This window comes from uncultured Amnibacterium sp., assembly GCF_964245895.1.
Lineage (GTDB): Bacteria > Actinomycetota > Actinomycetes > Actinomycetales > Microbacteriaceae > Amnibacterium.
The window spans coordinates 1-8,967 of record NZ_CAXTOQ010000138.1 but is presented as its reverse complement, the minus strand read 5'-3'; the positions used below and the strand labels follow the sequence as shown (position 1 = coordinate 8,967).

Genomic DNA, 8,967 nt, shown 5'->3' with positions numbered 1-8,967 from the left:
CCCGACGGGCGCCCGCCACGCCAGCGCGGCCGCGACCAGGGTGATGGCGACGACGATCGCCGCCGCGACGACCGCGTGCTGCCCGCTCAGGCCGTCCGGGCCCAACCAGTTCGCGCCCGTGATCGCGGTCACGCGGTCGAGCACCGTGTCCTCCTCCTGCGGGCGCCCCAGCTGGTCGAGCACGATCTGCCGGACCATCGGGCCCGGCGCCCGGAGGAGGAAGGGCGCCGCGACCACGGCGGCGGCCCCGGCGGCGCCGAGAGCGAAGCGCAGGCGGTGCCGGGCCAGCACCACGAGCAGGAGCACCGGCACGACGTACCAGATCTTCACGTCGAGGCTCAGTCCCGCCGCGGCGCCCGCGACCACGGCGGCGCGCGGGCCGCCGCGATCCGCCACGACCAGGGAGACCAGCAGCAGCAGGGTGCCGAGCGGCTCGAGCAGCGTGCTCCGCTCCCCGAACGCGAGCGGGTGGAAGCACGCCGCGGCCGCGCCCGCGACCAGTCCGGCGGGCAGCGACCGCCGGCCGGCGAGCACCGCGATCAGCGCGCAGCTCGCCGCACCGATGCCGATCCACACGAGTCGCGCGGCGATGACCCCGGCCGGGTCGCCGGCGACGGCGCCGAGCGCGCCGAACGGCGCGAGCGCGACCAGCACCCCCGGCGGGTGGAGGAACAGGAAGTCGGCGTAGGGCCAGCGGCCGTGCGCGAGGGAGGCGCCGGCGGCATAGTAGACGCCGTCGTCGTAGGCGGAGGAGCCGAGCAGGCCGTCCTGCGCGAGCAGCACCGACAGCCGCACGCCGTAGGCGAGCAGCGCGACGGCGACCACCACGACGACCAGGGCGGCGCGACGCGGGTCGACAGCCCTCACTCGCCCGCCGCCGGCACGTCCACGCCGAACACGGCGGGGACCCGGGACACCACGACCGCGTCGCCGCCGACCGACCGCGCGAGCCGCCGGGCGAGCGCGAGGCCGAGCCCGGCACCCTGGCTGCCCGCGTCGCGCACCCCCGGCTCGAACACGTCGCCCACCTCCACGGGCACCCCGTCGCCGTCGTCCTGCACGGCGACCAGGATGCGCTCCCCGCGCCGCTCGGCGGACAGGCGCACCACGGTCCGCCCGTGCCGGGCGGCGTTGTCGATCAGCGGGGCGAGCGAGCGCGCCAGCAGCTCGGCCGGCACGGCGGCCGTCAGCCCGGCCGGCGCGTCGACCACCTCCACGGGCAGCGCGAGGCCGCTGCGGGTCGTCTGCGCCCGCAGCACGGCGCCGACGTCGGCGGTCGCGGTGGAGCCGGATCCCCGCGCGGCGTCGAGCAGCGTCGTCATCGCGGCGCCCATGTCGTCGGCCGCGGCGACGATGCGCTCGAACCGCTCGCGGTCCGCCTTGCGGAGGCGGGGCGTCGCGGCGCCCAGCTCCGCCTCCCCCCGCATGACCGTCAGCGGGGTGCGCAGCTCGTGCGCCACCTCCGCGGTGAGCCGCTGCTCCGCGCGGATCGCCCGGTCGACGCGGTCGAGCAGGCCGTCGAGCACGGATGCGAGGCCGGAGATCTCGTCCCGCCCGGGGCCGAGGCCGAAGCGCCGGGTCGGGCGCTCGTGCGACCAGGCCACCGCGGTCGCGGTCATCGTCGCGACGGGCGCCAGCGCCCGCCGCACGATCAGGCCGGCGAGCAGCGTGACGCCGGCGACGACGAACACGCCGATGATCACCGCGGCGCCGATCAGACGGCCGAGGCCGGACCGGTACGGGCCGGTGTCGATCGCCACGACGGCGGTGCCCGAGTCGTGCCCGCGCTCGAGCGGGGCCGCGCGGATGCGCCACGCCCCGACCTCCACGGTGCGGCTCCCGCCGCGGGCCAGCCGGTGGATCGCCGGCCCCAGGGAGGCGGGTACGGACGGTCCCGCGACGAGCCGGCCGTCCACGTCGGCGACCCAGCTGGAGGTGTCGAACGTGGGGTCGTCGGCGTCCGCCGCCGCGGGCAGCCCGCCGGCGACGTCGGTCGCGTCCCGTACCGCGGCGACGCGGGTGGACAGCACCTGGTCCATCTCGTGATCGGTGGTGCGCCAGGCGACCAGCAGCACCACCACGATCAGCGCGAGCATCCCGAGGGCGCTGATCGCCGCGGTGGTCGCGGTGATGCGCCGGCGGACGGAGGCGCTGGAGCGCGGCGACCCGTCCGTCATCCGAGCCGGAAGCCGACGCCGCGCGCGGTGCTGAGACGCTCCTCCGCGTGCACCTGCTCGAGCAGCCGCCGCAGCCGGCGCATGTAGGAGTCGAGGGTGTTGGCCTGCACGACCGCGCCGACCGGCCAGGCGGCGGCGATCAGCTCGCGACGGCGGACGACCTCGCCCGGGCGCGCGAGCAGGGTGGCGAGCAGCCGGAACTCCGTCGGGGTGAGGCGCTCCTCCTGCTCGCCGCGGCGCACGGAGTAGCGCTTCGGATCGAGGTGCAGCGACCTCGGCTCCGCGGCGACGGTGGGCGCGCGGCGGACCAGGGCGCTGACCCGCGCCTGCAGCTCGGCCACCGCGAAGGGCTTGACCAGGTAGTCGTCGCCGCCCGCGCCGAAGCCGGCGACCACCTCGTGCACGCCGCCGCGCGCGGTGAGGAACAGCACGGGCGCCGTCATCCCGGCGGCCCGCAGCGCCTGGCACAGGTCGCGGCCGTCGCCGTCGGGCAGGCCGATGTCCAGCACCACGGCCCGCAGCCCGGAGTCGGGCGTGAACAGCCGGATCGCCTCCGAGGCGCGGTGCGCGACGACCACGTCGAGGTCGACGGCGGACAGCGCCTCCTCGACCACGCGACGGACCTGGGGGTCGTCCTCGCACAGACCGACCGCGACCATGCTTCCTCCTCGTCTCAGGCCGGCAGGTGCCAGTAGTGGATCGTGCCGTGGCCGCCGTGGGCCGCCACCAGCGCGTCGACGGAGGCTTGCCGGGCCGCGAGGCCGCCGACCAGCAGGTTCCGGCGGCGCACGGTGCGACCGTACCCCTGCGGCGAGCGCCGCCCTCCCGCCGCAGCGGACCGCGTGCAGGTCCGGTGCAGGTCAGCGTGCGGCCTCCAGCACCTGACGGTGCAGGTCGAGCAGGGGCGCGGTCCGTTCGGCCGGTCCCCGGCCGAGACCGCACTCGGTCGCGACGCCGAACCGCGGCACCGCGGTCGCCGCGGCGTCGATGCGGGCGAGCGCCCCCTCCACGCCGTCCTCGTGGTGGATGAGCCCGAGGTACAGGTCGGTGCCCTCGGGCAGGGCGACGTCCGCGAGCGGCGCGAAGAACGCGGCGTCGGTCCGCTCGATCGGCACGGGGAGGTGGATGTAGGCGAGCGGCCGCGGCGCGCGGCCGAGCAGGCCGGTCACCACCTGGGCGAGCACGCCGGCGTCCTTCGGCTGCACGAAGTGCGCCTCCTCGACGTCGCCGTAGCAGAGGTGGAAGCCGACCGGCACGTCGGCCGGCACGTGGGCGGCCGCATCGGCGAGGCGCGTCAGCACCCCCTCCAGCACGTCGTCCCACCACGGCACCAGCACGGCGCCGCCGAGCACGGCCTGCTCGAGCCAGGCGAACTCGACCGCGGTGTCCCACTGGATCTCGAGCGCGTCGTGCGGGATCGCGTCCGCGATGCGGGCGAGCTCGGCGTAGAGCGCCTTCGTGTAGACGGGCTCGATCTCTTCGCGCACGTCGGGCGCGAAGAACACGCCGACCACCGCGGCCGGGGTGGGCAGGGAGACCTGGAAGCGGGTGCCCGCGGCGACCCTCCCCGCCTCCTGCAGTCGGGCGAAGGCCGCGTAGGACCCGATGGCCGCCTCGGCGTAGCCGAGGTCCGGGAGCTCGAGGTCGGCCGCCGCGACGGAGCCGTCGAGCGCAAACGGCCGCTGGTCGAACTCGCCGCGGATCAGGTAGGGGGTGTCGCCCAGCCGCATGAGCCCGGGCGTGCGGTCGAACCGCCGGGTCTGGAACTGCAGCCAGTAGTAGCGCTCGCCGACCTCGCCGTCGGGGATGTGCGTGATGTGCTCGCCGAGGTGCTCAGCCACGGCACCGAACACCTCCTCGGCGGTCGGCAGGTTGACGCTGCCCACGAGGTGGGCGCCGGTCACGGTCGCGGAGGACATGGGTCCACCGTGCTGCACCCGGCGCCGCACCCGCAACCCGAGCCGCGCGGCAGCCCGACCGATCCGCTCACGCGGCCTCGCGCCGGGTGAGGTTCCCTGCGCGGAGAGGTCGGCGAGCCGGGTCGAGGGTCGCGGGCGGGAGGAACCACGGCACCCGGTCGTCGTCGAACCGGATGTCCCACCCCTCCTCCATGAGACGGTTGTGGAACCCGCAGAGCGGGAGCCCGTTCTCGAGGTCCGTGCCGTGCGCGTGGTCGTGCCGCGAGGCCCATCGTCCGACGTGGTGGAACTCGAGCATCGAGGACGGGATGTCGCAGCCCGGGAACGCGCACCCGGTGAATGCGGCGAGGATCGCGTATCGCTGCGCTTTCGTGAACACGCGTTTCGATTCGCCCTGATCGAGCAGCTGCGATCTGCCGTCCATCACCTGCGGGATGATGTCGGCTTCGACCGCCAATCGCCGAGCCGCGGATGCGGATATCGGTTTCGCGATTCCGTCGATCGTCGCGGATCCGATTCCGGAGAGCAGGGACTGCAGATCGATCCGGGACGAGGATCGTCGTGTCGACACCCGCCTGCTTCCCGTCGTCGATCCTGACCGCGTCGCGCATGATCCCGATGAAGGCGGCGACCCGCGCCTCCATCGCGGTCGGCTGCTTCGACGCACGGCGGGCACCGAGATCCGTCACCACCGCACCGCCCGTGGAGCCCGCGGCCCGCTTCGGGTTCGTGCGGGCTCGCACCGCGGTCCGGTAGAACGCGGCGGCCTCGGGATCGAGCTCGGCGACGATGCGGAGCATCCCGTTCGGCAGCCAGGTCTCGTGCACCGACGCCTTCCGCCGCAGGGCGTCGTCGCGGCCCTTCGATCCGGCCGGGTCGAAGTGCTCGACGACCCGGTGGCAGTGCGCGGTGAAGGCCGCCACCGAGTACCGGCCGGAGCAGCACTTCGCGACCAGGTCCCGCTCCACGACCGCGAGCAGGTCGGGATCCAGGCGGGTGGCGAGCTGCTCGACGGTCCGGTCGATCAGCTGCGCGACCTGGAGGGGGAGGTCGCCGGCGAGCACCGCGGCCGCCAGATGCGGCCGGTCCGCCGGCAGGTTCTCACCCGAGGAAGCCACCCGCGGGCGGATCGCCTCCCCGACCGACACCGCGCGGGCGGCCTCCCCGAACGAGATCCCCGCCTTCGCCGCGATCACGCCGCGGGCCGTCTTCCAGCCGAGCCTGCGGGCGAGCGACTGCTGCCCCGACCCGCTCGATCGACGCGCCAACTCGCCCGCCGCGGCGGCGAGAATGCCCTGCGCGGACTGCAGCACGAGCTGCGCGGATTCGATCAGATCGACGACGTCGTCATCCCCTGCAGCCGTCGCTCCGGCGATGCCGCCCGGAATGCCGGCGACGATATCGAGCAGCGCGACGACGCGTTGCTGGAGGATCTCGCCCGGGTCGGCCATAGGCGTACATTCGCACGCCCCTCCGACACTCGAAGCCGGAATGGATGTCGGAACGCGCCCGTCATTCCGACCACCGGAAGCGCGTCGGAAAGAATTCGAGAAGCGTCTCGAGCGAGCATCACGACGTCCGGGAAAGGCATTCCGAATTCACGAACGACGATCACGCTCGACCAGGAACTCCCCGTTCCCACGGACCGCGGCCGGGTACTCGCTCAGGTCGCCGGGCAGGGCGTCGGCCAGCACGCCGACCAGCGCGCCCACCGCGGCGTCCGACCTGCCCGCCTTCTGCAGTGTGAGCGCGCGGAACACCGCGACCGACACCGAGTCAGGGAACTCCGCCGCGGCGCCGTCGAGCACCGCGAGCGAGTCGTCGAACCGCTCGAGGTTGCGCAAGGTGCTGCCGTACTGGACCAGGCATCGGCGCCGCGCCTCCCCCTCCAGCCCCATCTCCAGGGCCTGCTCGTACAGCGGAGCGGCCAGCGCCTCCTCCCCGGCCGTGTCGTAGGCGCCGGCGTGCTCGTGGACGAGCACGGCCTCGTCGGGGTGCGCGGCGGACAGCGCGGCGAAGGCCGCGATCGTCGGCGCCATGTCGTCGCGGTCGCGGGCGGCGTAGACGGCCGCGACGGCCGCTTCCAGGTCTGGGGTCACGGCTCGACGCTCGCGCGTCCGCCGACCGATCGCAAGCCGACCGGCCCTACTGGTACGTGATCAGGTCCGGCGTCGGGTGCACCTGCTGGATCGTCTGCGCCGGGGTCAGGACCGGGTGGTCGGTCCTCAGGAAGTTCTTCCAGCCCCAGCCGACCTTCGGCGCGCCAGCCCGCACGGCGCGCCAGGTCGCCTGCTTGTCCGGCTGCGAGCCCTGCCCGTCGACGTGGATCAGGGTGTCCAGCTGCGGACGGTCCACCACGATCCGCTGCCGGTCCTGCAGCATCGTCAGCCGGAACTCGTGCAGCACGAACGGCTTCGGCGGCAGCCCCTTCGCCTCCACGAGGTCGGCGAGCCAGGCGGAGGTGCGGTTCACCTCCGCCGCGGACACCCGGCCGATCTGCACGAGCGGCTTCTGCTTCGGGCCGAGCCGCCACTCCGGGTCGAGCGCGAGGCCCACGCCGGGCTTCTCGAGCAGGGAGGCGTACTCCTTCGCCTGCGTGAGGAAGTCGCTGCGGCCGGGCTGCAGGTCGAGGATCACCGGCACGTGGGCGGCGAGCGAGGCGTCGACGAAGGGCTCGAGTCGCTCCGGGTCGATCTCGCCCGAGTAGTCGCCGTTCCCCGTCGGCCCGCCGGACGCGACGGTGGCGATCACCTCGAGCATCGGCGACACCGTCCGGCGGGTGAGCGGCGCGTACTGCGCGGCGAGCGCCCGGACCCGGGAGATCGTCGCGGGGCCGCCCTGCTGGCCCAGCGCGCCGAGCACCGGGTCGCCCGGCGTCCCGTACAGCGCGATGTGCAGACTCGACCCGCCCCACGCGCGCTGCGTGCCGTCTGCGTAGGTCCAGCCGCTGCGGGCCGCGGTCACCGACCAGGCGAGGTCGTCGCGGGCGCCGAAGGCGCTGCCCACCAGCACCGCGCGCGCGTCCTCCGCGTCCGCGAGCGCCGCGACGACCTTCGCGTCGGCGTTGAGGTCGCTGCTCGACGCCGGGACGACCCTCGCGCCGGCCGCTCGGGCGGAGGCGAGCGCGGCCGTGTCGGCGGAGGCGCGCGTCGCGATCGCGAGCATCGAGCCCGTGGAAGCCGGCAGCGGCGGCACGGCGCCGGCCCTCCTCGCCGCGATCCCCGGCAGTCGAGCGCCGAACCCCGCCGCCCAGGTCGCGCCGAGCCGGCGCACCTCCCGCAGCACCGCCGCCGCGGGATCCGAGGACGACGCGGACGGCCTCGGCGCGGCACTCGAGCCGGTCCCCGCACCGCCCGGGACGAGCAGCATCGGCACGTGCAGCCGCTCCGCCTCCGCGGCCGCGCGACGCTGGGCGGCGCCGTCGGTCGCCGGCGCGAGCACCACGCCCGGGGAGGAGGCGAACAGCGCCCGGCTCGCGGCGACCGCCCGGTCCGGCGCGCCGGGGGCGTCGACGACCGCGGTCGCGCGGGAGGTCGCGAAGCGCGCCGCATCCTCCGTCGGGCGGGGCGGTGCCGGGTCGGCCGTGCAGCCCGCGAGCAGCAGCGCGGCGAGGACCAGGACGGTCAGCAGCAGGCGGCGCACCCGCTCCATCCTGCATCGCGCGCTCGCCGTTCCGCAGTTCCCGGGCGACACGCCGCCGCCCGACCCATCGCGCCCGCGTGTCGGCCGATCCCTGCGGATCCGCGAGGCGTGGTGCCCCTGGAGGGGCTCAGCGAGGAGCGCGGTCGCGTGGCTACCGTGTGCGGCGGTCCGACGAAAGGCGCGCTGCGTGACGAATCCCCGATCCATCCCCCATCCCCTCGGCGTCACCCTGGTGGATGGCGGCGCGAACGTCGCCGTCTACACCGAGACGGCGTCGCACGTCTACTTCTGCTCGTTCGACGGCGGGGAGGAGCAGCGCAGCGAGCTGCTGGACCGCACGGGCTTCGTCTGGCACGGCTTCGTGCCCGGCATCGAGGCGGGTGCGGAGTACGGCCTGCGGGTCGACGGGCCGTGGGATCCGGAGCGGGGGCTGCGGCACAACGTGCAGAAGCTGCTGCTCGACCCGCGCGCGCTCGCCATCACGGGTGACTACACCTGGGACCAGCGGCTCTTCGGCCACGACATGAACGAGCCGACGCGACAGGACGGCGTCGACTCCGCCGACGCCATGCCCCGCTGCGTCGTCGTGGACCGGTCCTTCGACTGGGGCGACGACGCGGTGCCGCTGGTGCCGCGGGTGCGCATGGAGGAGACGATCGTCTACGAGACGCATGTCAAGGGCTTCACGAAGCGGATGCCCGGGATCCCGGAGGAGCTGCAGGGCACCTACGCGGGCCTCGCCCACCCGAAGGCGATCGAGCACCTGGTGGAGCTCGGTGTGACCTCCGTCGAGCTGATGCCCGTGCACCAGTTCGTGCAGGACTCGCACCTGCTCGAGAAGGGGCTGCGCAACTACTGGGGCTACAACTCGATCGGTTTCTTCGCGCCGCACGAGCAGTACAGCTCGAAGCAGGGCGGCGACCAGGTCGCGGAGTTCAAGTCGATGGTGAAGGCGCTGCACGCCGCCGGCCTGGAGGTGATCCTCGACGTCGTCTACAACCACACCGCCGAGGGCAACCACCTGGGACCGACGCTCTCGTTCAAGGGCATCGACAACGGCGCCTACTACCGGCTCGTCGACGGCCAGCAGGATGCGTACTACGACACGACCGGTACGGGCAACAGCCTGAACACGCTGCACCCCGCGGCCCTCGGGCTGATCATGGACTCCCTCCGGTACTGGGTGCAGGAGATGCACGTCGACGGCTTCCGCTTCGACCTCGCGACCA

Annotated in this window: 8 protein-coding genes; 1 reads left to right on the top strand and 7 read right to left on the bottom strand. The window is 74.5% G+C overall.

Going from position 1 to position 8,967, the window contains the following annotated elements; all coding sequences use genetic code 11:
• The 7 genes from ACFE60_RS15180 to ACFE60_RS15150 form a co-directional block, all read right to left on the bottom strand.
• Nucleotides 1–867, bottom strand: an 867-nt coding sequence (locus ACFE60_RS15180; protein ID WP_375389704.1) for a glycosyltransferase 87 family protein, incomplete at its 3' end; no start/stop codon positions are given.
• Nucleotides 864–2,177 carry an ATP-binding protein gene (locus tag ACFE60_RS15175; RefSeq protein ID WP_375389703.1) on the bottom strand — a complete coding sequence of 438 codons (1,314 nt, stop codon included), beginning with the start codon at nucleotides 2,175–2,177 and terminating at the stop codon, nucleotides 864–866. The genes ACFE60_RS15175 and ACFE60_RS15180, both read right to left, overlap by 4 nt.
• Entirely contained in the window at nucleotides 2,174–2,836 is a 663-nt protein-coding gene (locus ACFE60_RS15170; protein ID WP_375389702.1) for a response regulator transcription factor, read from the bottom strand. Before ACFE60_RS15170 ends, ACFE60_RS15175 begins: the two co-directional genes overlap by 4 nt.
• 201 nt (nucleotides 2,837–3,037) lie before the next feature.
• Nucleotides 3,038–4,096 carry a hypothetical protein gene (locus ACFE60_RS15165; protein ID WP_375389701.1) on the bottom strand — a complete coding sequence of 353 codons (1,059 nt, stop codon included), beginning with the start codon at nucleotides 4,094–4,096 and terminating at the stop codon, nucleotides 3,038–3,040.
• A complete protein-coding gene (locus tag ACFE60_RS15160; RefSeq protein WP_375389700.1) occupies nucleotides 4,078–5,547 on the bottom strand; it encodes a DUF222 domain-containing protein in 1,470 nt (489 codons plus the stop codon). The genes ACFE60_RS15165 and ACFE60_RS15160 overlap by 19 nt, the downstream gene beginning before the upstream one ends.
• Before the next feature lie 147 nt (nucleotides 5,548–5,694).
• Nucleotides 5,695–6,195: a tetratricopeptide repeat protein gene (locus ACFE60_RS15155; RefSeq protein WP_375389699.1), complete on the bottom strand. Its 501-nt coding sequence runs from the start codon at nucleotides 6,193–6,195 to the stop codon at nucleotides 5,695–5,697.
• 46 nt (nucleotides 6,196–6,241) lie between these two features.
• Nucleotides 6,242–7,738 carry a hypothetical protein gene (locus tag ACFE60_RS15150; RefSeq protein WP_375389698.1) on the bottom strand — a complete coding sequence of 499 codons (1,497 nt, stop codon included), beginning with the start codon at nucleotides 7,736–7,738 and terminating at the stop codon, nucleotides 6,242–6,244.
• A gap of 187 nt (nucleotides 7,739–7,925) precedes the next feature.
• On the opposite strand from ACFE60_RS15150, the gene ACFE60_RS15145 reads away from it, so the two are divergent.
• A partial coding sequence (locus tag ACFE60_RS15145; RefSeq protein WP_375389697.1) for an alpha-amylase family glycosyl hydrolase occupies nucleotides 7,926–8,967 on the top strand: 1,042 nt, incomplete at its 3' end.

Coding starts and splice junctions, on each gene's coding strand:
- ACFE60_RS15175 (WP_375389703.1), bottom strand. CDS start 2,177: ATGACGGACGGGTCGCCGCGCTCCAGCGCCTCCGTCCGCCGGCGCATC.
- ACFE60_RS15170 (WP_375389702.1), bottom strand. CDS start 2,836: ATGGTCGCGGTCGGTCTGTGCGAGGACGACCCCCAGGTCCGTCGCGTG.
- ACFE60_RS15165 (WP_375389701.1), bottom strand. CDS start 4,096: ATGTCCTCCGCGACCGTGACCGGCGCCCACCTCGTGGGCAGCGTCAAC.
- ACFE60_RS15160 (WP_375389700.1), bottom strand. CDS start 5,547: ATGGCCGACCCGGGCGAGATCCTCCAGCAACGCGTCGTCGCGCTGCTC.